The sequence below is a fragment of the Namhaeicola litoreus genome, assembly GCF_042679565.1.
Lineage (GTDB): Bacteria > Bacteroidota > Bacteroidia > Flavobacteriales > Flavobacteriaceae > Namhaeicola > Namhaeicola litoreus.
In genome coordinates, this window is sequence record NZ_JBHTMY010000002.1 from 458,688 (window position 1) to 482,229 (window position 23,542).

Annotated in this window: 22 protein-coding genes; 10 read left to right on the plus strand and 12 right to left on the minus strand. The window is 34.5% G+C overall.

The genetic code is table 11. The features are described from left to right. Both ACFQ39_RS03920 and mce read right to left on the minus strand, forming a co-directional pair. The gene (locus ACFQ39_RS03920; RefSeq protein WP_377176660.1) at positions 1 to 1,560 is read right to left on the minus strand and encodes an acyl-CoA carboxylase subunit beta; all 1,560 of its coding nucleotides are present in this window, start codon (positions 1,558 to 1,560) and stop codon (positions 1 to 3) included. 25 nt (positions 1,561 to 1,585) lie between these two features. Next, positions 1,586 to 1,987, minus strand: a complete 402-nt coding sequence (gene mce, locus ACFQ39_RS03925; RefSeq protein ID WP_377176662.1) for a methylmalonyl-CoA epimerase — start codon at positions 1,985 to 1,987, stop codon at positions 1,586 to 1,588. A 272-nt stretch (positions 1,988 to 2,259) separates the two neighbouring features. On the opposite strand from mce, the gene ACFQ39_RS03930 reads away from it, so the two are divergent. Beyond that, on the plus strand, positions 2,260 to 3,705 hold the full coding sequence (locus ACFQ39_RS03930; RefSeq protein ID WP_377176664.1) for an SLC13 family permease: 1,446 nt from the start codon (positions 2,260 to 2,262) through the stop codon (positions 3,703 to 3,705). 75 nt (positions 3,706 to 3,780) lie between these two features. On the opposite strand, the gene ACFQ39_RS03935 is transcribed toward ACFQ39_RS03930, so the two are convergent. Together ACFQ39_RS03935 and ACFQ39_RS03940 are read right to left on the minus strand one after the other, a co-directional pair. Next, positions 3,781 to 5,640, minus strand: coding sequence for a beta-N-acetylhexosaminidase (locus ACFQ39_RS03935; protein ID WP_377176666.1), 1,860 nt, complete (start codon positions 5,638 to 5,640; stop codon positions 3,781 to 3,783). Between the two features lie 167 nt (positions 5,641 to 5,807). After that, complete coding sequence (locus ACFQ39_RS03940) at positions 5,808 to 6,110, minus strand: T9SS type A sorting domain-containing protein (RefSeq protein ID WP_377176668.1); 303 nt, start codon at positions 6,108 to 6,110, stop codon at positions 5,808 to 5,810. Positions 6,111 to 6,206: 96 nt separating this feature from the next. On the opposite strand from ACFQ39_RS03940, the gene ACFQ39_RS03945 reads away from it, so the two are divergent. Then, on the plus strand, positions 6,207 to 6,629 hold the full coding sequence (locus ACFQ39_RS03945) for a secondary thiamine-phosphate synthase enzyme YjbQ (protein WP_377176670.1): 423 nt from the start codon (positions 6,207 to 6,209) through the stop codon (positions 6,627 to 6,629). Here the strand turns inward: ACFQ39_RS03945 and ACFQ39_RS03950 are convergent. Together ACFQ39_RS03950 and ACFQ39_RS03955 are read right to left on the minus strand one after the other, a co-directional pair. Continuing rightward, a complete protein-coding gene (locus ACFQ39_RS03950) occupies positions 6,626 to 7,432 on the minus strand; it encodes an HAD family hydrolase (protein WP_377176672.1) in 807 nt (268 codons plus the stop codon). The two genes, ACFQ39_RS03945 and ACFQ39_RS03950, sit on opposite strands and share 4 nt — an antisense overlap. Before the next feature lie 82 nt (positions 7,433 to 7,514). Next, positions 7,515 to 7,919 (minus strand): hypothetical protein, encoded by a 405-nt coding sequence (locus ACFQ39_RS03955; RefSeq protein WP_377176674.1) that lies wholly within the window; start codon positions 7,917 to 7,919, stop codon positions 7,515 to 7,517. 144 nt (positions 7,920 to 8,063) lie between these two features. Between ACFQ39_RS03955 and ACFQ39_RS03960 the strand changes: the two genes are divergently transcribed. From ACFQ39_RS03960 to ACFQ39_RS03980, 5 genes are all read left to right on the plus strand, one after another. Beyond that, positions 8,064 to 8,519, plus strand: coding sequence for a hypothetical protein (locus ACFQ39_RS03960; protein WP_377176676.1), 456 nt, complete (start codon positions 8,064 to 8,066; stop codon positions 8,517 to 8,519). A gap of 95 nt (positions 8,520 to 8,614) precedes the next feature. After that, entirely contained in the window at positions 8,615 to 10,396 is a 1,782-nt protein-coding gene (locus ACFQ39_RS03965; protein WP_377176678.1) for an adenylate/guanylate cyclase domain-containing protein, read from the plus strand. 198 nt (positions 10,397 to 10,594) lie between these two features. Further along, positions 10,595 to 11,056, plus strand: a complete 462-nt coding sequence (locus ACFQ39_RS03970) for a hypothetical protein (protein ID WP_377176680.1) — start codon at positions 10,595 to 10,597, stop codon at positions 11,054 to 11,056. A gap of 36 nt (positions 11,057 to 11,092) precedes the next feature. Then, positions 11,093 to 12,991: an adenylate/guanylate cyclase domain-containing protein gene (locus ACFQ39_RS03975; protein ID WP_377176682.1), complete on the plus strand. Its 1,899-nt coding sequence runs from the start codon at positions 11,093 to 11,095 to the stop codon at positions 12,989 to 12,991. Positions 12,992 to 13,094: 103 nt separating this feature from the next. Beyond that, positions 13,095 to 13,958: a sugar phosphate isomerase/epimerase family protein gene (locus ACFQ39_RS03980; protein ID WP_377176683.1), complete on the plus strand. Its 864-nt coding sequence runs from the start codon at positions 13,095 to 13,097 to the stop codon at positions 13,956 to 13,958. Between the two features lie 12 nt (positions 13,959 to 13,970). On the opposite strand, the gene ACFQ39_RS03985 is transcribed toward ACFQ39_RS03980, so the two are convergent. After that, positions 13,971 to 14,876: an MBL fold metallo-hydrolase gene (locus ACFQ39_RS03985; RefSeq protein ID WP_377176685.1), complete on the minus strand. Its 906-nt coding sequence runs from the start codon at positions 14,874 to 14,876 to the stop codon at positions 13,971 to 13,973. A 166-nt stretch (positions 14,877 to 15,042) separates the two neighbouring features. Here ACFQ39_RS03985 and ACFQ39_RS03990 point away from each other — a divergent pair, with 166 nt between their 5' ends. After that, positions 15,043 to 15,555, plus strand: a complete 513-nt coding sequence (locus ACFQ39_RS03990; protein WP_377176687.1) for a hypothetical protein — start codon at positions 15,043 to 15,045, stop codon at positions 15,553 to 15,555. Between the two features lie 49 nt (positions 15,556 to 15,604). Here ACFQ39_RS03990 and ACFQ39_RS03995 read toward each other — a convergent pair whose 3' ends face one another. The 4 genes from ACFQ39_RS03995 to ACFQ39_RS04010 all read right to left on the minus strand — a co-directional run bounded on the left by ACFQ39_RS03995 (position 15,605) and on the right by ACFQ39_RS04010 (position 20,125). Further along, positions 15,605 to 16,468 carry a sugar phosphate isomerase/epimerase family protein gene (locus ACFQ39_RS03995; RefSeq protein ID WP_377176689.1) on the minus strand — a complete coding sequence of 288 codons (864 nt, stop codon included), beginning with the start codon at positions 16,466 to 16,468 and terminating at the stop codon, positions 15,605 to 15,607. A 155-nt stretch (positions 16,469 to 16,623) separates the two neighbouring features. Further along, complete coding sequence (locus tag ACFQ39_RS04000; RefSeq protein WP_377176691.1) at positions 16,624 to 19,068, minus strand: TonB-dependent receptor domain-containing protein; 2,445 nt, start codon at positions 19,066 to 19,068, stop codon at positions 16,624 to 16,626. Between the two features lie 288 nt (positions 19,069 to 19,356). Continuing rightward, the gene (locus ACFQ39_RS04005) at positions 19,357 to 19,812 is read right to left on the minus strand and encodes a DUF2846 domain-containing protein (protein WP_377176693.1); all 456 of its coding nucleotides are present in this window, start codon (positions 19,810 to 19,812) and stop codon (positions 19,357 to 19,359) included. Between the two features lie 100 nt (positions 19,813 to 19,912). Beyond that, positions 19,913 to 20,125, minus strand: coding sequence for a hypothetical protein (locus tag ACFQ39_RS04010; protein WP_377176695.1), 213 nt, complete (start codon positions 20,123 to 20,125; stop codon positions 19,913 to 19,915). A 148-nt stretch (positions 20,126 to 20,273) separates the two neighbouring features. Between ACFQ39_RS04010 and ACFQ39_RS04015 the strand changes: the two genes are divergently transcribed. Further along, positions 20,274 to 21,500: an aminotransferase class V-fold PLP-dependent enzyme gene (locus ACFQ39_RS04015; RefSeq protein WP_377176697.1), complete on the plus strand. Its 1,227-nt coding sequence runs from the start codon at positions 20,274 to 20,276 to the stop codon at positions 21,498 to 21,500. Between the two features lie 61 nt (positions 21,501 to 21,561). After that, complete coding sequence (locus tag ACFQ39_RS04020; protein WP_377176699.1) at positions 21,562 to 22,485, plus strand: ABC transporter ATP-binding protein; 924 nt, start codon at positions 21,562 to 21,564, stop codon at positions 22,483 to 22,485. A 38-nt stretch (positions 22,486 to 22,523) separates the two neighbouring features. Here the strand turns inward: ACFQ39_RS04020 and ACFQ39_RS04025 are convergent, their stop codons facing one another. Next, the gene (locus tag ACFQ39_RS04025) at positions 22,524 to 23,438 is read right to left on the minus strand and encodes a DUF6268 family outer membrane beta-barrel protein (protein ID WP_377176701.1); all 915 of its coding nucleotides are present in this window, start codon (positions 23,436 to 23,438) and stop codon (positions 22,524 to 22,526) included. Between the last annotated feature and the right edge of the window lie 104 nt (positions 23,439 to 23,542).

Genomic DNA, 23,542 nt, shown 5'->3' on the forward strand with positions numbered 1-23,542 from the left:
TTATAAAGGGATATTTGAGTGTTTTCTTGGAGGATTAAGCTCTTTTTTATTTGCCAACATTTCCAATCCTCTAATAATTCTAAACCTTGTATTTCTCGGCTCGATGACATCATCAATAAAACCGTATTTTGCCGCTACATATGGATTGGCAAATTTGGTATTGTATTCATCTTCTTTTTTCTCTATGTATTCCAGTTTCTCTTCTGCATCCTCAATTTTACTTATATTCGATCCTTCCAGTACTTCAATAGCTCCTTTAGCTCCCATCACCGCAATTTCTGCCGTTGGCCATGCGTAATTCAGGTCGCCGCGCAATTGTTTACAACTCATCACATCGTGTGCTCCACCGTATGATTTGCGCAGGGTGATCGTTACTTTAGGAACTGTAGCTTCTCCATACGCAAACAATAATTTGGCTCCATGTAAAATAATACCTCCGTATTCTTGTCCGGTTCCGGGTAAAAATCCTGGAACATCAACCAAAGTGACAATAGGTATATTAAAAGCGTCACAAAAACGAACGAATCGAGCGGCTTTTCTCGAAGCCTCACTATCTAAAACCCCTGCGTAATATTTGGGTTGATTGGCCACTATCCCTACAGAACGACCATTAAAACGGGCAAACCCAACAACTATATTTCTGGCATAATTCCTATGAACTTCTGTAAATTCTCCATAATCCACTATCGTAGATATAACATCAACTATATCATAGGGTTGGTTGGCATTTTCAGGAATAATTTCATTCAATACATCATCTAATCTATCTATTGGATCGTCACAGGTAACTGTAGGTGGTTCCTCTAAATTATTAGAAGGCAGATAGCTCATCAATTTTCTGATGAGCAGCAGGTTCTCTTCATCACTATCTGCCAAGAAATGTGAAACTCCAGATTTTGTTGAATGGATTTGGGCTCCTCCTAATTGCTCTGTTGTCACTACTTCACCTGTAACCGATTGAACCACTTTAGGGCCGGTAACAAACATATAACTTGTCTGGTCAGTCATAATAGTGAAATCCGTTAAGGCCGGAGAATATACAGCTCCACCGGCACAGGGACCTAAAATGGAAGAAATTTGAGGAATTACACCTGATGCCATAATATTTCTCTGAAAGATTTCGGCATAACCCGCTAGCGATCTCACGCCTTCTTGGATACGTGCTCCCCCACTATCATTTAAACCAATCACCGGAGCACCTACTTTCATAGCCATATCCATGATCTTACAAATTTTCAAGGCATATGTTTCTGAAAGAGATCCGCCAAAAACAGTAAAATCTTGTGAAAAAACGTAGACAATTCTACCGTCTATTGTACCATGACCGGTCACAACACCATCTGACAGATAAACTTGTTTATCTAAGCCAAAAGATTTCGTTCTATGCGTTACAAACATGTCGAACTCTTCAAAACTATTCTCATCTAAAAGAATATCTATTCTTTCTCTTGCTGTTAGTTTCCCTTTTGCATGTTGTGAATCAATTCGTTTTTCACCTCCACCTAATCTCGCTTCAACTCGTTTTTGAATGAGTTCATTAATTTTATCCTGATTTGACATTTTACAAATATTTTGTTTGCTATTTTTATTTTGAACAAAGTTCTGTCAACACACCAAGTGTTGATTTAGGATGTAAAAATCCTATATTCAATCCTTCAGCTCCTTTTCTAGAAACTTTATCAACTAATTGTAATCCTTTTTCTTCAGCCTGCTTAAGTGCTTTATCCGCATCGGGAACTGCAAAGGCGATATGGTGTATCCCTTGGCCTTTTTTTTCTATAAACTTTCCTATCGGGCCATCTGGAGAAGTACTTTCTAATAATTCAATTTTTGTATTACCTACCAAAAAAAAGGCTGTCTTCACTTTTTGATCGACAACCTCTTCTATCGCATAACATTTCATGCCTAAGATCTCTTCATAGTATTTTATTGATTCTGATAAATTTTCGACTGCTATACCGATGTGTTCAATGTGTGAAATATTCATAATAAAAAATGTTTTTGTTATAGATTAGATATTGATGTCTTTTTGAATTACAGGGCAAAATTAGGGTATGTTTCAAATTCAAATCATGATAGTTATCATGTTATAAAAATCATTTAAAAGAACTCAATTAACTAGGTAAAGTTCGGTAAAAGAGGTCTCCTTTTTGAGAATAATTTAAAAAAAATACAAAATCGTTTAAGTAAAAAAAAATTTATATGTAAGATCTGTTTCGCCATTAGTGTGTAAATTTGCAACTGAAAAAAATCAATCTTATGGCCGATTCAAGAAGTGCATCCGAGAGGTACATGCAAAAATTTCAACACGTTGTTGATATTCAACAAAGAGTGATTTACTTTTTGATTAGCGTGATCTTCGCCTTTGGTCTAACTTATGCCCTTGATTCTCCAGAATTAGACCAAGCCCAGATTTATGTGCTCTTTTTGTTGTTTTTATCCATTGGTTTGTGGATTACCGAAGCGGTACCACCCTTTACGGTCGGATTACTCATTTTTGGCTTTTTGGTCTTTGCACTAGGCAAGTATTACAATGAAATAGATCCGGAAAATGCCAATAAGTACGTGCAAAAATATGTGCAGACCTGGTCTAACAGTGTAATCTGGCTTATGCTTGGCGGTTTTTTTATGGCAGAAGCACTGCAAAAAGTAGGTCTCGACAAAGCTATCTTTAAAATGACAATATCGAAATTCGGCACAAAACCAAAATATGTATTGTTGGGAATTATGTTAGTTACAGCTATTTTTTCAATGATCATGTCGAATACAGCTACTACAGCTATGATGATTGCGGCAGTCTTGCCTTTTATAAACACACTAGATGACAATGCCCCCATGACCAAAGCCATGCTCATTGGAATCCCGGCAGCAGCTTCTCTGGGGGGTATGGGTACCATTATTGGCTCGCCCCCAAACGCCATTGCCGTGGATGCTTTAAATAGTCATGGAATGCCTTTTGGCTTCCTGGAATGGATGGTCATTGGATTTCCCGTGGCAATCATTCTGGTTTTACTCATGTGGTATTTACTCACATTAAAATATGTACCTAGTGTTACTTCAATTAACTTGTCATTCCTTGAGGAGCCGGAAAGTCCCGATAATTCGAAATTATTTCTCATGAAAAAGAGAATCGTTGCTGGTGTATTAATTCTGACTTTACTTTTGTGGTTAACAGGAAATTTACACGGTATTCCGGCATCAGCTGTATCCTTGTTGCCCATTATGGTTTTAACCATGTTGAGGATCGTTACGGGAGATGACGTTAGAAATTTACCTTGGGATACGCTCATGCTTGTAGCAGGTGGACTATCATTGGGTTTAGCGATTCAAGAAACAGGTTTAGCCGAGTATTATGTCAACAAATTGCAAAATTTTGAGTTGAATTTTTATGCCCTGGTCGCTTTGTTTGCATTTTTGACTGTTATCATGTCTAATTTTATGAGTAACACGGCAACTACGACCATCTTGATTCCTATCGCTATTATTTTAGTTTCTACTCAACGAGAAATATTACCTATTGTAATCGGTCTTTGTGCCTCTACCGCTTTGTTTTTGCCAATTTCTACACCTCCAAATGCAATTGCATTTAGTACGGGAAAATTGAATCAAAAAGATTTTCGATTTGGCGGTTTAATTGCAGGCCTTTTGGGGCCCATTATTATTATCGGCTTTGTTTTGGTTTACGGCTTTTTTATATATGATTAATCTCTTCATAACATTATACAAAAAAGGATGAGTTAAATTCACTCATCCTTTGATCTAAAAGCATGCAAAAAACTGTTATTTTTTAGCACGTTTTTCTAATTCTGATCTCGAAATGATCAGTTCTCTCCCGACAGGTTCACCCTTTAAATAGGTTTGAGTTCGGAGTGATAAGTTTCCTTGAGGAATTTCGAATTCCCCTATATATTTTTTGCCAAAACCAACGGGGTAGGTGTTATCTATGGTATAATAAATTTCACTGTTTGGGATGGAATTACTCAATGTGCAGATCAACTTATCGCCTTTTAATGACACTTTTACTTCAGGGTCATATACTGCTTTTGAAATGTTTCTGCCCATCACGTCAAATCTTTCAAAATGATGTTGGGTTCTCAATACAAAATCATCATAATTCTTGTCCGATTTTTTACTCCATACACTCTCAGAAATGGCAAATGCGCGTGGGTAAGTCATATAAAATGCGAATTGCATGTTCGGAATTACCTCTGTCCATAAATTACCTTGTCCACCTAAAATAAACTTAGGATCAACTCCGTCAGGGATAGGTTCAAAGCTATATGTTTTCTCTAGTGAAAGATCTGCATATATTGGATTTTCTACAGAATGATCTCCTTGTGAATAATCTAAGTACGCATAGGTTGTAGGAGACATAACAACTTCATGGCCCATTTTGGCTGCTTCTATGCCACCTTTCATTCCTCTCCAACTCATCACCGCAGCACCATCGGCCAAACCTCCTTCTAATATTTCATCCCATCCAATCATCTTTTTACCCTTGCTACTGATAATCTTTTCAACTCTTTTTACAAAATAACTTTGTAATTCATGACTGTCTTTGATTTTGTTTTTTTTCATGAATTGCTGAACATTCTCATCTCTTTCCCAATAACCGTGATAGCATTCATCTCCTCCCATATGAATATACTCTCCGGGGAACAGGGCTGCCACTTCGGTAAATACTTTATCTAAAAATTCATAAACCTTTTCATCTGCTGGGTTCAATGTGTTTTCAACAATCATTTCAAAAGTTCCATCTCCAAACCAATTAGCAAATTTATTCCCCGGACTGACGTATTTAGGTTCTTTTTTTGTAGACAATTCAGGATAAGCCGCTAATGCCGCCATGCTATGCCCAGGAACATCAATCTCAGGAACAATGCTTATATTTCTATCTGTAGCATATTTAATTACCTCTTTGATTTGCTCTTGTGTATAATATCCTCCATAAGAAGTCTTTTCACCAGGTTTTGGTGCTTCACGTTCTTCGCCAAATCGGCCAGAACGCTCTACTCTCCATGCGCCAACTTCTGTTAGTTTTGGCAAAGATTTTATTTCAATTCTCCAACCTTGATCATCAGTTAAATGCCAATGCAAAACATTGAATTTATATTCTGCCATTTGATCAATGAATTGTTTCACATCCTCAACACTAAAAAAATGCCGACTTACATCTAGCATCAACCCTCTCCATTTAAATCTGGGATAATCGACTATTCTACATGTTTGTATTACCTTATCTTCTGAAGAAGTCGGAATAAGTTGTTTTAAAGATTGAAAAGCGTTCCATACTCCTGCGGCAGTATTGGCACCAATTTCAACACTTGTTTTGTTCAACTCTAAAACATACCCTTCATCTCCTATTTCAGTATTTTTTTTTGAGTTTAAAGATACCTTTACGGGGATAGAATTACTCAAAGAAAGTGAAAACGGGATATTTGCCTTGCTTAAAAAAGCTTTAAATTCATCTATTGTTTTTTCGACTTGACCATTTTTTGGCAATTCAAAAAACAATGGTTTATCTAATAATAGTGATCCTTCTGTTGAAGTATAATTCACCGGTTTGGGAATAATATTGTTTTGTGCTTGATTCAATTGCACAACTGCAAACAGTCCTAAAAATAATAGCTTAATTTTCATAGTAGAAATTTCAATTTATCGATCTGTGAAATTACATCATTTAAAACAATAAAATGCATCTTAGATCTAAAGTTTGGGGAGCAAATTAGTAACTAATAGTTAAAATAGTTTTACTATTATTACCAATACCTTGTATAAATTAATCAAAAAATTATTGAAATATTAGGCTAATTCTTTATCAGTTTTTTGACAAAATGACCTTTAGCTGTATGAATTTTCACCATGTAAATACCTTTGGGCAGCTCGGAAACATTGATCAGCTCATAATTATTTATAATATCACGCTCTTTCAAACCAATTAATGAATAAATCTCAACCCTGATGATGTCTATATTCTGATGTTCTATGGTAAATACGTTATTCACAGGATTAGGAAAAATCCTTATAACCGGTTCTTTAGGTTTAACTTGCGCAACACCTAAACTGATAAAAAGAAAAAAGAAGAAAGAAAATAGGTAGTTTTTCATCATAAAGGGGAAAATTAATGCAGGATAAATTTACGAATTGTATGCGAAGGAATTTGTTAATTTTACTATAATTTATACAAAATAAATAAACAAGACGGGATGAAAATTTACCAAAGAGAATTTGCTCTACCCTCTTTCACCAGAGGCTTTCATTTAATTACGCAACGTATTGAAAGTGAATTGCCTGAAATAAAAGACATGAAAATAGGCATACTTCAGGTTTTTATCAAACACACCTCTGCCAGTTTAACTATCAATGAAAATGCCGACCCAACTGTGAGATTAGATTTTGAAAGTCATTTTAATCAAACTGTGCCTGAAAATATGACATATTATAAACACGATTATGAGGGATCAGATGATATGCCTGCACATATTAAATCTTCATTACTAGGTAGTTCCGTATCAATTCCAATTTCTAATGGAAAACTAAATCTGGGAATTTGGCAGGGAATCTATTTGGGTGAACATAGAAATTTTGGTGGTAATAGAAAAATTGTATTGACAGCCTTTGGCACTTAATGCTTTGATTTGACCAATTGTTCTAAGACCAACTCTACGCCACCATGGTTGTTACTTGCTGTGCTGTAATTGGCGATTTTTTTGATGCTTGGATGTGCATTTTCCATCGCATAACTAAAATGTGCCTCACCCATCATTTCCAAGTCGTTATTATAATCCCCAAAAACCATGGTTTCTTCTTTGGTAACACCTAAATGACCTTGTAACATTTTTAAAGCAAAACCTTTATTCGCGTTATAATGTGATATATCTACCCACTTTTTTCCGGAAACTTTAATTTGAATTTCGTTTTCTAAATGAGCGATTGCAGGATAAATATTTGATTCTGAGCACTCATCATGGTATATAGCAATTTTAAAGAACTCATCATGGGTTACAGAAACAAGATCATCTACCAATTCATAAGAAGCATAATACTCCTGAAACATGGCTAGAAACATATCGTTTTTTGACTCAATATAGGCTTTGTTTTTACCGCACAAGACAATAAATGTGTTGGGAATTTTTCTTAAAATAGGAATTACTTTTGCAATTTTATCGAGTTCCATTTTTGCCACCAACAATTCAGTTTCGCCTTTTTTAGCTAAACCTCCATTTTCTGCGATAATGGTGATATCATTTTTTATTCGATCCAATTTTTTTGTGATACTGTAATATTGTCTTCCACTAGCAGCAGCAAAATGAATCCCTTTGTTTTGGAGTTCCGTAAACAATTCAAAAAATCTTTCACTTACCTCTCCATTTCCATTCAAAAGTGTCCCGTCCATATCGGTTACCACTAATTTTACTTTTGATAAACTCATCGTCTTAAATTTCAGAACAAAAATAGAGTTATTGAATTAGATTCTCTTTATATAAATGTTATTTTAAGAATAATGCAGAGACCTAATAAAAAGTTTCATAGGCGATAACAACCCCATTTTCAATTTGTGGAATTTCTATGCCGTACAAAATACCGTAATTAGGATCGTGATCTTTGGTTATACGAAAATAATGGGTCAATCCGTCTCTAAAGAATTCTAACATAAAAAAAGTCCGACCATCAACATTGAGTTCGCGCACGCTTTCTATAGGCGTTTCCAACTGTTCATAATAAAACCTGTTCTGATCAGGATAAAATAACTTGAGCTTTTTGGCCTTTAGCTCCACGCGTAATGGATACTTTAATTTTTCAGTAGCTTCACTATTTCTTCCAAGCGGCAATACCCATTTATTCGATGCGTCAAATATAATGGTCTGCCCAAAACAAAAAGTTGAAAAGAAAAATAATAGCAGAAATAATCTTATCATTTTTGGGGGAATTTCCGCCAAATATAAAAATAACTTTAAAAAATTAAAAATTGAATAGGAAAACTTTTCTGTATAAGAAGCTCATAATCAGTAGATAATTTATTATCTTAGGTTTTTAATCAATTCAACTTAAAACCGAAACTTATGAGTAACCAAGACAAAGACACCAACATTATTCTATCAATTTCAACAGCCCTAATTAATGGTAGTAATGTAGACCAATGTGTAATTTTTTCAGATGATAGAGGTGATGGTAGCAGTTCTAGTGGCAATTCTAAAAACTACATTTCGAAAGTAAATAAAGGTAAAAAAGTAAATTGGACGGCGAGCGTAAATCCCAATTCAGGCCAAAGTAATCCTGGAGATACCGTTACCGTTGTTGCGGTTTTAAAAAAACCCGATAATTTAGGAGGAGATGATATTTTGGAAAAAGATTGCTATTATCAAAATGGAAATTTGGTTGAAGGAAAGGTTAAGAGCAATGCCGAGTTAGATGCAACCGAAAACTATTTAGTAGTTTTTGCTGTAACAACGGCCTCTACAGCACAAACTACTTCCTATATTATAGATCCAAGAATTAAAATTGTAACCCAAAATTAATCACTTTATTGAGCTGTATTTTAAAAAGTAAGTGTCTTATTTCAATTGGATTGATACTTTTTGCCCAGTTTTTTTCCTATTCCCAGGATCAAAAATTGGCCGATAGTCTCATTCAAATTTACAATATTGGCAATTTTAATGGGCAAAATGAAGAATTGGAATTACTTCAGGATATTGCGCAAAACACTAATAATCCTAATATTAAACTAGAATTTTCTGAATTAATCATTGAACGAACCCGCTCAGAACAAAGTTTGGGAAATGCCTCAAATGATTCTATTTTAAAAGGCTTTTTATTTACCGGGTATTTACAAAAAGGCAATGCATATGCCTCCTTAGGCAACAATTCGTTGGCACTCGAATCTTATCTTAAAGGATTAAAATACGCTCTAGAAATAGATAAAAAAGTAAACGTTGCAGGATCTTTCATAGCAATTGCAGATACCTATGCCAGTTTAGAAAATTATGAAAACAGCAAAAGCTATTATAACAAAGCCATCAACATATTGAGAACCATAGATAATCCTACTAACTTAGCATCTGCATTATTAAATGTGGGTGATGTATTTTTTAATGAAGGACAATTAGACTCGGCTTCTGTTTATACCAAAGAGGCTGAAATCATCTTTGAAAATATTAATTCCAAAATCGGGCAGGCTTATGCCATGGGTAATATGGGAATGATCTATGCAGAACAGGGTAAAGACATTGAGGCAGAACAAAATATTACCGAAGCCATAGAAATATTGGAACAATTGGAAGATTACTACCCTATTTCGGTCTACTTAACCTATATGTCTGACATTTATCTCAAAAAAAACGACTGGAATGCGGCGGTACAATACGCCAAAAAGAGTTTAGAACTGGCGCGAAAATACGGTTTAAAAGACCAGATCAGCGATGCCAATTTAAAATTATCTGAGCTCTACGAACATGTAGAAAACTATAAAATATCTAATGCATATTATAAAGACCATATAAAATATCGAGACAGCGTACTAAATATCAAAAACATAGAGGCCATGGCGGATCTCCGCACAGACTATGAAGTTGCACAAAAACAAACTGAAGTAGATCTGCTGGAAACAAAAACACAATTGCAATCTCTTCAATCCAAAAAGCAAAGAAACTTCCTCTATGCTTCAGGAATAGGCTTATTACTTTCTTTTTTATTGGCTATGGCTTGGTTTAGACGCTACCGCTATATTAAAAAGACAAATTTGATCATTGAAGAAGAACGAAAAAAATCTGATCAACTATTGCTAAATATACTTCCCGAAGAAACCGCCTTAGAATTAAAACGAAACGGAAAGGTAAAGGCCAAAAAATTTAGCTCAGTCAGTGTTTTATTTACAGATTTTAAAGAGTTTACACAATTTGCTGACAATCTCCCTCCTGAAAAAGTAGTAGAAAGTGTGGGTTATTATTTTTCAAAATTTGATGAGATCATAGAAAAACATGGCCTCGAGAAAATAAAAACCATTGGTGATGCATATATGTGTGCAGGAGGATTACCTTACCCATCTGAAGATCACGCTTTGAAGACCGTTAAAGCTGCATTGGAAATTGTGGAATTTGTTGAGGAAAACAAACTCAGAAATGATTCCGATCAGGCACATTTTGATGTTCGTGTGGGAATCAATTCGGGTCCGGTAGTGGCAGGTGTAGTCGGAAACAAAAAATTTGCTTACGATATTTGGGGAGACACAGTAAACATTGCCGCCAGAATGGAATCATATTCAGAAGTTGGAAAAATTAATATCTCTCAACAGACCTATGCTGTAATTAAAGATGATTTTATTTGCGAATTTAGGGGAGAAATTTCGGTAAAAAATAAGGGCCTGATGGGCATGTATTTTGTAAAGAATAAGGTCTAAAGATTTACCATTGAACTAATTTATTATTCCTTTGAAGAATATTCCGTATATTTAACATAATCTAATGCCATTATACCCATTTGGCAGATGTCATTAACATTCTTTTAATGACATGGCCGATGGCAAAAATCGATAATCAGTTTTATCGTAGCCATTTTAATTCAAATAACAATTAAACTTAATCAAATAAATCAACTTATGAAATCAACTAACCGACTTTTATCATTAACCCTAATTTTACTTTTATTCGTAACTTTTAGTTATTCTCAAGAAACCCATGTGGTTACACTTTATGTGAATACTGCAGAGCTTACAAAAAACTCTATCTCTGAGCATGCTAATTTCGGGCAAACTGATGGTGTGACAAACGAGGATTTTACAACATTTGTATATGTAAATGATAATGTTGAATGGATTGGTGTTTCGACTTCTTCTGAAGAAGATGAAGTCAACATTACTAAAATTAAATATAAAAAAGGAAAAAAACTTTTGCAAAGAGATGAAAACGACGGAGTGAAGAAAGTAATGGCCAAAGTAGATAAAGGGGACTCAGGTGATGAAGAGAAGTATATTCTTTACTTCAATATTGTCAGCCAGACGAACCCTCAAAACAGAACTTTTATTATCGATCCAAAAATTCAAATTAAAACACAAGAATAACTAAAGGGCCCTATGGTTATTCAGCTTTAGCTAAAAATGAGTGTTAAAAGATTTTTTAAAATTTCAGTCTTAAAAACCTATTTTCTAATAGGTTTTTTGTTCTTGGTCTCCATTTTTTGTTTTGCCCAAGAAAAAAGTAAAGTAGATAGTTTGGAGATTCTTTATGAAAATGGAAATTATAAAGCTGAAAATCGATTAAAAATTCTTAGGCAGCTATCTACAGAACATCCTGACCCCAATAAAAAGCTAGTTTTTAGCAATCAATTAATCAAAGAAGCAAAACTCAATGATTCAACGAATCTGCTTTTTGATGGTTATTTACATAAGGGGTATGCCCTTTACCAAAAAGCAGATTTCGTAGAGGCCTTGGAAAGTTTTATAACCGCATCTAAAATTGCTTATGAGTATAATCAAGAAAGTAATTTAGCTTTAGTAAATATCCCAATTGCAGATGTCTATTCTGCCATGGAAGACCATGATAATGCAATATTGTATTATGACAGGGCACTTGATCTCTATAAAGAGGAGTTAGAATCCCATGAAAAAACCAATGACCTTTTTTCTATAGCAATCATTTCTTATAATTTGGGGGATGAATATATTAAATACAAAATGCCAGATTCTGCCTTAGTCTATCTGGAACAATCAGAACGTCTTTTTAATAAAATTAATGAGCGAGTTTATTTGCCATTTATAATTGGAAGTAAAGGACAAGCTTATGCCTTACAAAATAAGAATGAGGTCGCAACGGCAAATTTGACAATCGCTATTGATCAGTTAAAAGAATTTGAAGAGTATGAAGCCGTATCTGAATTTTTGCACTCTCTTTCAGATATATACCTCAAGCAAGGGAAACCCTCAGAAGCCATTGATTATGCCGAGGAAAGCTTGTTGTTAGGCAAAAAATTTGGTTTAAAGGATCATATCAGTAAAGCCAATTTAAAACTTGCTCAGATTTATGAAGATTTAGGAGAAACAAGTAAATCTTATCGATTTTACAAAGATCATATTGCCTATAGAGATAGTGTAAACAATCTAACAACGGTTCAAAACCTGGCCAATGTGAGAACAAATTTTGAGCTTTCCAAAAAACAAATTGAAGTAGATTTACTTGAGCAACAGAAAAAAAATCAGAAGATTCTCACTTTTTCTATAGCGCTTGCCCTGTTATTGAGTTCATTTGTGCTTGCTGGCCTTTTTAGGCGAAACAGATACATTAAAAGAACACAAAAAATCATAGAGGCAGAAAAAGAAAAATCAGATCAATTATTGTTGAATATTCTTCCCGGCGATACAGCACAAGAGCTAAAAACCAAGGGTCATGTAAAAGCTAAGAAATTTGAATCGGTGAGTGTTTTATTTACAGATTTCTTGAGTTTTACACATATCTCAGAGGATTTAACTCCTGAAGAATTGGTGAGAAGTGTAGATTTTTATTACTCAAAATTTGATGAAATTACTTCAAAATTTGGATTAGAAAAGATCAAAACATTAGGTGATTCATATATGTGTGCAGCAGGATTACCCTTTCCAGATAACAGTCATGCCATAAAAATTGTAATGGCCGCCATAGAATTCATGCAATTTGTAGAGAATTCCAAACAGTTTGAATCTGAAGAGCACACTCGTTTCGACATGCGCATTGGGATTAACTCAGGTCCGGTGGTTGCCGGTGTTGTAGGAATCAAAAAATTTGCCTTCGACATTTGGGGAGATACAGTAAATGTGGCCTCAAGAATGGAATCTATGTCGATTCCCGGAAAAATTAATATTTCAGAACACACTTATGAATTGATCAAAGACAAATTTGATTGTGAATATCGCGGTAAAATTGACGTAAAAAATAAAGGAATGATGAAGATGTATTTTGTCAATTATGGTGTGCCAAAAAATATCCAAAAAAAAGTTTGGACCGAAAAGGAAATGAACAAATAGATTTTTCTGATAACTAAAAATTGAATTATCACTGCTTTTTAGAATTATATTTTAGTGATCATTTTATTTTTAGTAAATTCCGCACTAAATAATTCCTTTGAAAATGAGAAAATTTACTTTTAACAATCATTTATACCTGTTAGTTTTTGTTTTTGTTTCCCTTCATGGTTTTGCTCAAAATAATTTTGGCGGACTTGCGCTTTATACGGTTAGAGATGACATGGGTCAGAATGCTGAGGAGACGCTAAAAAAAGTAGTAAATGCAGGGTATGCTTATATAGAAGCCGCGGGTTATAACGATGGTAAATTCTATGGAATGAGTCCTGAAGATTTTAACAAAACTGTTTCCAAATTAGGCTTAACTCCAGTAAGCACGCATCAAGGTGGTCTCACGCTCGAAAATGTAGATCAAATGATTGCTGATGTGAAAGCCGCAGGTTTTGAATATTTTGTGATTCCTGTTCCTCCTTTGGGTTATTTTAAAAGTGGCGACAAAGGAATGAGTATGAGTGGAGATATTCAGTATCTCGCCGATTTCTTCGATATGGTTGGCGAAAAATGTAAGGTTGCCGGACTAAAACTTTTATACCACAACCACGATTTTGAATTTAAGAAAGATAAAAATGGTATAATTCCAATTGAGTATTTTTTAGAAAACTGCAACCCTGAATATGTTAATTTTCAAATGGATTTATATTGGGTCACAAAGGCGGGTGCAGACCCAATCGCTTATTTTGAAAAATATCCAGGACGATTTAAAATTTGGCATGTAAAAGACATGGATAAAGATGGGCGATTTGCACCAGTAAGTAAAGGAACAATCGATTTTGGTAAAATTCTCGCTAAAAAAGATCTGTCAGGAATGATTTATTACATGGTGGAACAAGACAAAACTTTTGATGGTCAAAAACCTTTGGAAGTAATTGAAATAAGTCATGAAGGTTTACAAAAGTTTGGTTTTAGATAAGCTTTTTATATCCTATTCTTTTGACAATTCTGTATAGGCGGCAGATAAGCTTCGAGAAATTCCGTCGCCTTTCCATTCTTCAGCTCCTATAATTTCTGTAATTTTCATCACTTCTTCTTCACTCTTTCCAGACTTTATCGCTACATCTACAGTGTCCAATAATCGAGATAAATAATTCTGAAAAGCATTGATATCCGATTTTTTCCCAATAACGTCAAAACCATTGTCTGAATGTCCGAAAATAAACATGGTGTCATTATCGTAAATCTTTTGGGCATTTTCTAAAACTTGAATCCAGCTTTTAATATTTGCTCCGGCCGATTTATCAATGTAGGGATATCGCCTGTTAAAAACAAGGTCTCCGGTATGTACTATATTGGCATTCTCAAAATGAACTAAAGCATCGCCATCGGTGTGTGCAGCGCCAAAATATTTCAAACTAATGGTTTCCTTACCTACTTTACCAGACCATTCTTTTGAAAAGGTAGTTTCTGGATATAATTGGGAATCTGCTCTTTTATTTTCCTCAGCCACACGCATTTGATTCCTTTTAGAATTTTCATGTGCTACCACATTATTTACAATTCCTTTATAAGCGATATTGCCACTTGTATGGTCTCCATGATGGTGAGTATTAATCAATAAATCAAATTTTCTCAAGGATTGTTTTTGTATTTCTTCTATTAAATGCTGTGATTGTTCTGGAAATTGCGTGTCTACAACGGCAATTCCTTCCTCATCTATAAAATATCCTATGGTACCGCCTCTTTCTGTAAAATAACCTACATTGTTTCTGAGCAGAGTCATCTTATATGGTTTCTCCTGGCCTAAAAGTTGTGCAAAAAGTTGTGCGTTAGACAAGCTTAATCCGGCTCCGGTTAAAAGTGAATTTCTTAGAAAGTTACGTCTTGTTATCATGTGTTTTTTTTATAAAAATAAGAATTATATCTCATTGAATATTGATTTGAAGACAATCAGGAAAATAGAATTTCATTTTAGAATTTTTTCGTTTACATTTGACACCTAATCCTTATTAAGAATCATTAAAAATAACTAAGTTGCATTTGCACTTATAAATATGACTATGAAAAAAAGTAATTTAAACAGAAACATGAGAGTTTATCACCGATACTTAGGTTTTTTCCTGGCAGGTATTATGGCTGTATATGCCATAAGTGGTACAATTCTCATTTTTAGAAAAACTGATTTTCTCAAGGTTGAAAAAACAGTTGAAAAAACCTTAGAACAAAATTTAAATTCAGAAGAATTAGGCAAAATGCTCAGAATTAAAGAATTCAAAATTACAGCGCAGACCGGTGATGTACTTTCTTTTGAGGGTGGGAGTTACAATATCTCTACAGGTTTGGTTACTTATACCGAAAAGGATTTGCCATTTGTATTAAAAAAAATGACAGATTTACATAAAGCCACAACCGACAGACCCCTGTTTTTCTTAAATATATTTTTTGGTCTTTCCCTGCTCTTTTTTGTGATCTCGTCTTTTTGGATGTTTGTACCCAAAGCAAGTGTATTTAAAAAAGGAATCTATTTCTCTCTTGCCGGTTTAATTTTGGCACTTCTGATACTATTTATATAAAAAAACCTCAGCTTTCGCTGAGGTTTTTCTTTGGTTAAATTTATTCTGGTCAATAATTGGTTGATTTTAAAAATTCCAGACTTTTCTGGCAACTTACCAAAGGGTCAAAATTGTAGTCTTCAACTTCAACAATTCCATATTCCAAACCCGAAGCGTTTTTAGAGTTAAATATCTTTGTGAAATTCATTTTACCACTACCGAGTTCTTTCTCATCTTTGATATGCCAGAGCTTAAATCTTCCTGGATATTTGTCAAAATAATCAAGTGCATTTTTTCCTCCATGATTAATCCAATATAGATCTAACTCGAACATCACCAAATCTTGGTTAGTCAACTCAAGCATATAATCATAAACAGGTTTTCCGTCAAAAACCGTAGTAAACTCTTTATCGTGGTTGTGATAACCGAATTGAATTCCTGCAGCCTTGCACTTTTCTCCAACGGCATTAAAATAAGCGATGTAATTTTTCAATCCATCTAAACTCTGGTATCCTTCTTCTCCCATCCACGGTTGAACAATCCATTTAACACCTGCTTCCTTATGGGCTGCAATGGTCATATCCCACCATGCCATTGTTTTATTCCAATCGGCTTTGCTAGGCATATTTTGTCCGGTGTGTGATCCTAGAAATTTTAGTCCGTTGTCTTCACATAGCTTTTTAAATTCCAGAGGGCTCATTCCATAAAATTTTCCATTATCAAAGCCGGCTGTTTCGACAAAGGTATAGCCCATGGCTCCTACTTTAGCTACGGTAGCTTTTGGATCATTTTTCATGTGGTCTTTTACAGACCACAATTGCAAGCCTATCATTTTTTCTTTCGGCTTAAAGCCTAATAAAGTAAATCCCTGTATTGCTAATGCAAGGACAAAAAAGGATAACAAAATTTTACTACTCCACTTGTTTTGGTTCATATCTATTCAATTTAATCCAACTATAAATTTAAAGTGTTATTACTAAAAAATAGAACACTTATTCTTTCAAAATTAATAAATCTATTGTTTAATTCTCTTGCAAATAACGAAGAATATTGATGTAAAAATGACCATTTACAATACAAAATAATCGGTTAATTTACCCTATTACGCTCTTCCTCAGCACCAGTCTCTCTTTGTCTTGCAGATTTTAGCTTACTATTACCAAAATTCCTCGTATAAGTGAGTACAAAGGTTCTATTGCTAAAGTCTATATCGGCCCAGGCTTTGATATTTTCTTCCGGTAAATCTTGGGTTGCCTGAAATTTGAGAGAATCAAAGATGTCATTGACATTAAATCGAAGAGTTCCCCATTTTTCGCCGAATTTCTTTTGAATACCAAAATTCATAAAGAACCTGCTTTTTGCTTTTATAGCACCCGAAATACTTGGACCATTATAACTTATATTCACCTCGGAAGTCATTGTTTCACTAAATTTAAACTGTTGTGTGCTATTGATATTAAACGTATTCTGATCGTAATTATAAGTGACATCCTCAATTGTGTTTTGCACTTGGGTATTTATAAAAATAAAGGTGTTCTGAGTTTTCCACCAGTTTGTAATTTTGACTGGTAATCCAAGCGTTAAGGAAAAAGTCTTTGTTTCATCAATATTTCCTGAGACATAGATCAAACGATCATTGACCTCGTCATACTGTTGTTGAAATCTGGCGATCGTTCCATCTTCAATTGTATATTGTGCAGAAAGCAAGACAGATTTATAATTTGTTCCCAGATTAAATCCGTTGGAGATAGAAGGTTGAACCCCCGGATTTCCCGAAAAAAATGTATTGGGATCAAAAAAGATCACAAAAGGAGCCATATCATTAAAGGTGGGTCTTGAAATTCGTCTGGAGTAGGAAACATTAAAACTGAGCGAATCATTTACATTGTGTGAAAGAAAAACACTGGGAAATAATTCTCCGTAATTTCTGTCAACCACAATGCCTTCTGTATCGGAAGTCAATTTTGTGTCTGTTTGCTCAAATCTCAATCCCACTTTAGCACTCGTCTTTTCCGATAATTTATAATCGACTGAGCTATAAATGGCAAAAATCTTTTCACCTAAATCACTTCTGTTGGTTAAGGTAGGATCTTCAACAAAATCATCCCCCTTAAAATTAGCCACTACAATATCGTTTTCAAAGCTGGAAAAGGATGCCTTGGCACCTGATTCGAGTTTAATTCGCTCCGTGAGCTGATTGCTGTAATCGACATTGGTAACAAAGGTATTGAGGGGTGTTGTTTTATCAGATTTGGTCAATTCCTGATACAAAAAATTATTTTGCCCATCATAAAAATCATTCACATAATCTGTTGGATTTTCATTGTAAAAATAGAGGTAATCAATATCCATGTTGAGGTATTCTTTCTCCTTAAAATTATGTTTAAAATTAAAATTACCTCCTATATGTGACCACTGATTTCTTTCTTCCACATCCAATTCTACAAAAGACAATAGTTCATCATTTTCAGTATCATAACTTTCACTTAAGGCGTCCATAGTCCATTTTTGATCATAAGCATCTATGATGACACCCAAAATAGTTTTCTCTGTCAACTCATAATCCATTCCAAATCTTAAGCTGTGATTTCGTTGTACAGGATCTCTATAAGAAGTGGTACTTAAATCTCTTATATTACCAAATTCATCGGTAGCTTCTCTACCTAATTTAAAAATCTGTTTCTGATTTCTTCTTAGAAAGGAATAATTTCCAAATAGGTTTATCTTATTTTTTCTATAATTGAAATTTATGTTGTCTTGTGTTGTAGTACCATTTCCAATTCCAGCTGAAAGAGAATAGGATCCATTGACACCGATGTCTTGTTGTTTTTTCAAAACTATATTAATAAAACCGGCATTACCTTCTGCATCTAAATTTGCTGGTGGCGTAGTAATCAATTCGATAGACTCAATATTGTCTGAACTCATCCCTTCAAGCATTTGAACAATACTTGCCTGTGGCATATAACTTATCTTACCGTTGATCATCACCATCAAGCCTTCTTTCCCAACGAGAGATATACTATTGCTTTGCCTGTTGACCAAAACCCCCGGTGACCTTTCTAAAACCTCCAATGCCGTTGAGCCTGATGATAAAATACTGCTCTGCACATTGATCACTGTCCTGTCTACTTTTTGTACATACAAGGGTTTATCGGCCTTGATGGTAACCTCATCCAAACTTTGCCCAATATTGGTAATGGAGATAGTACCAAGGTCGATTTCTGGAACACCAGATTTTACTACTAGGTCTGCTGAATAAGTATTATAGCCAATAAACTGTACTTCAACCGTATATTGACCGGTAGGTATATTTTCAAGCTCGAAATCTCCTTGTTCTCCAGAAATGACGCCACCTATACTTTTCTTGTTCTTATCATAAATGACAACTGTGGCAAATGCAATTGTTTCTTTTGTGGATGAGTCTATTACTGTTCCTTTAATTCTACAATTCTTTTGCTGAATTAACAAAGAGGGTGTAGCAACCGCTTTTAATTGGCAAATAAGAGCAAGAAAAATAAAAAGGGCTTTCATAGAAGTCGGTTATGCAAAATGGGCAATTGACCACAAATTGGCTAAGGTTGTTAATTAGTCTAAAATTACGCACTTCACCTAAAAAAAATTTGGACAGTACTTGCAAAAACTTGGACTTTTATTGTATTGAGTACAGCTTTTCACTGTTTCATCATACAAAACAGAGTTCCTGGATATGATGGTGAATCTAGGTTTCATAAAACACACTAAGACCCCAGAAACGAAACATGGAATAATAAAAAACCCCAGTAAATTCTGGGGTTAGTCATATATCAAAAACTAAGTTTATTAATTACAATCTTGGTCTAATTTTATTTCATCATCCTTGACTAAACGCAATGCAGTATTACGTGTAATTTCAACTGCGGAAAGATCATTCACCCAAAAACTCATTTGCATAGACATTTGAATATAATAGGTCTTACCAGCTTCAATTTCAATTTCTGCTACTTCAGCCTTTTCTTTTCCTTTTTTTCCTCCAAATTGAGCTTTAAACTGATGTACTCCCGGTTCTACTTGATGTGCAGAATAACGTCTGTTGTTTAAGTTACAGACCCTTTCATCATCAATAATGGCACTAAAAGCTGTTGCTGAACCCGCGTGTCCTTTACCACGGATAAAATAAACCAATCCATAGGATGCATCTTCCGAATTCTCCTCTAATTCTTGAGCTGCCATAAACTGAATAGCGCTCATGAGAACAATGACCGTAGCTACAAATAATTTTTTAAATTTACTTTTCATCTATTTAATTTTTTAAATCGAACTTACAACAAAATTCAAATAGTTTTACGGCGATCATACACTTTATAAAAATATATTTTCGACATATCAGGGCTTGTTATTACCCATGGCTATGTGTCGCCTTAAATCGTTCTAGCAAAGACTTCAAAGTCTCCAAATATTTCACTAACTCATCCCGATTAAACAGTTTGTCACCTGATTCTGTTGATTTTACAGGTGTTTCACCCAAATACACATAAAGTTCGGGGTATTCATTTTCAATACTTTGTGTAAGTCGGAAAATCTCTTGTATCAATGTGTGATCTGTTTTCATTTTTCTCTTTAAGATACGGAATTTTGAAAAAAAATAAAAACGAGCTATCACCCACCTTTTTTGTACATATCAAACAACGAACAGAAAAAGCAAATTGATTATATTTATAGATTGTCATCTCATCTAAAAAGACTTTAAATATTATTCTATGGCCTTAGACCTTACATTTATCCGCTCACAATTTCCCGCCTTTTCAGAACCTACATTGGAAGGCTGGGCTTTCTTCGAAAATGCTGGAGGATCTTATCCTTGCCATCAGGTAGTCGATCGCTTAAACAACTTTTACACTAAAAATAAGGTTCAAGTAAATTATCCCTATCCCGCTTCTACTTTGGCCGGTAAATTAATGAACAACTCTTACAAAAGAATGGCGGATTTTTTAAACGTAGATGAATCTGAAATTCATTTTGGGCCCTCAACAACACAAAATATTTATGTCTTGGCCAATGCCATGCGCCCAATGTGGGAAAATGGTGATGAGATCATTGTTTCTTGCCAGGATCATGAAGCAAATGCAGGTGCCTGGAGAAGGCTAGCGGAAAGAGGTATCAAAATTAATGAATGGCATGTAGATCCACAAAATGGATTATTGAGCATGGTTGAACTAAAGAAACTTTTTACGAATAGAACAAAAATGGTAGCTTTTCCACATTGTTCTAATATCATAGGTCAGATAAATCCTGTTAAAGAAATTACAGATCTAGCACATAAAAACGGAGCGCTTTCTGTGATAGACGGTGTAGGTTTTGCACCCCATGGCTTTCCTGATTTAAAGGATTTAAACGCAGACATTTATCTTTTTTCTCTTTATAAAACTTTTGGAACACACCTAGGTTTAATGTATGTAAAAGATGAACTGATAAAAAAGATGGAAAACCAATCGCATTTCTTTAAAGTTGGAAATACAAGAAGTATGTTGACACCTGCAGGACCCGACCATGCACAGATTGCAGCCGCAAGTGGAATCCTCGATTATTTTGACGCTGTTTATAATCATCATTTCAAAATCGAGATAAAACCATTTCAAAAAATGAAGGCTTTGAATGATTTATTCTTTTCACATGAAAATAAATTATTAGAAAAATTACTAGCATTTTTAAGATCGCGGGATGATTTACGAATCATCGGATCTGAATCCTCAGAAAACAGAGCGCCCATTGTTTCCTTTATTCCTAAAAACAGAGACATCAAGAAAGTTTATTCTGATTTAATAGACCATAAATTAATGTTAGGCCTAGGTAACTTTTATGCTTTTAGACCTTTGATGGATATGCAAATCCCGACAGATCCAGGAGTAATTAGAATTTCTTTTGTGCATTACACCAGCAATGAAGAAATTGAACAATTGATAAAAGGTTTGAAAGCAGCTTTATAAAAACACCTTGTTCTTGCCAAAAAATTTAACTGGTTTATTATAGATCACTTATTTTTACGGCATGTTGCAAGTAAAAGAACTCACATACGCTTATCAAGCTAAAAAACCGGTTTTAAGGAATGTCAATTTCAACTTAGGCAAAGGTGAACATCTCTGTGTGATGGGTGAAAGTGGTTGCGGCAAGTCTACTTTATTAAAAGCCGTTTACGGCTTGTTGGACCTGGATAAAGGAACTGTATTTTGGGGTGATCAACAGGTTTTGGGTCCGGCTTACCATCTGATTCCTGGAATGGATTTTTTTAAATATGTTGCCCAGGATTTTGAGTTGATGCCCTTTACTAGTGTCGCAGATAATATCGCCAAATTTTTACCACGATACCATCCTGAAAAAACAAAAAAGAGAACAAAAGAATTGCTCGAGGTAATCGAAATGACATCATTTGCAGATGTTAAAGTCAAAAACCTTAGCGGCGGACAGCAGCAGCGGGTGGCTATTGCCAGGGCTTTGGCAAAAGAACCGGAATTATTATTATTAGACGAGCCTTTTGGTCAGATAGATAATTTAAAAAAGAACAGTTTGCGAAGAATACTTTTTTCTTTTCTGAAAGAGAAAAATATTTCCTGTATTGTTGCTACACATGACAGTGATGATGCCCTTTCCTTTGCCGATAAAATGATCGTCTTAAAAGATGGTAAAATAGTGGCAGAAGGAACACCTCAAAGCTTGTATAATAAACCTAAAAGCAACTATGTCGGTACTTTTTTTGATGATATAAACGAAATCAAAATCAATGGAAAAAAAGTACTTCTATTTCCACACCAAATAAAAATTGTGGGAAATTCTGCCTTAAAAGCGACCGTTTTAAAAAACTATTTTAAAGGTTTTTATTGGTTGATAGAAATGGATTTTCAAAATCAAAAAATATTTGTCAATTCAAATCAATCAATTAAAATAGGAGTGACAGTTTCACTTCATGTAGAATGATCCCAATAAGCTTTTAAATTAATTCTTATTCTAGAATTTTAATTTATTTCTATACTATACACCACTCTAAGACTCCCAATAATTCCATCTTCAAAAGATATACTTTTTGCAGTTCTATCGTCTCCAATTTCAATAAGCGGTAAACTAAAATCCATTTTTTGATCGGCATCATATTGCTTATAACTTCTTCCAAAGGCATAACCTACTCTACCTTCTAGAAAAAAATTTCCGAGTAACTGAACCCTGGCATAAAAGCTTTCATCGATACTCCTTCTTTCTATATAATCGCCTTGATAAGCATCGTCTCCTAAACGGTATGTAGTGACCAAACCGAAATGACTCCAACCGGCATCAAATCGTTCATTGAATTTATACGTCAACTTACCATAAACGGGAAACATCCCTGCCAAAGACCATTTCTGGTTGATCTTCCAATCAACATTCACCAATGGAACAAAATTAGGGCCATAGAATTCTTGGTTAAACAACAACCCAAAGCCGATTTTTAGTCCTTCATGATATTGCTTATCGTAAACAGCTATCCCTCCCCATTGAAAATGATTGGCTTCTATATTGAAAAAATCTGTCATTAGTCGTGGAGCAAAAAGTATCTGAAATGACCTTTCATCATCTAGTTCATAATATATACCAGTTCTTAAAATAAATCCATGAACCCGAATTGGATTTTGGAGTTCTTCAGATAAATTTTCATCATTGTAGACCTGCCAATACAAGTAGTTAAGACTATTGTACCAAACCAACTTTTCTGAAAGCTTTACCGGCGCGACAAGATTTGCCATCACTCCTGATTCAGTAGCTTTGCTCTGATATACAGAATCGTAGGAAGAAGGAAAACCGTAAGACCCCGATAGCGTAAATAGATCCAGTCTTTCTTGGGCATACGAACCAAATCCAACACAAAAAATTAGGATATATAAGGTCTTATTTGTCAAGGACAATATTTTTTCAGAAAAATAAATATACTCCTTTTAGGTAAGATATGTCAAACTAAAATTTCGGTCTTAGATAAATGTTTACTCAAGTTTATTATCCTGAC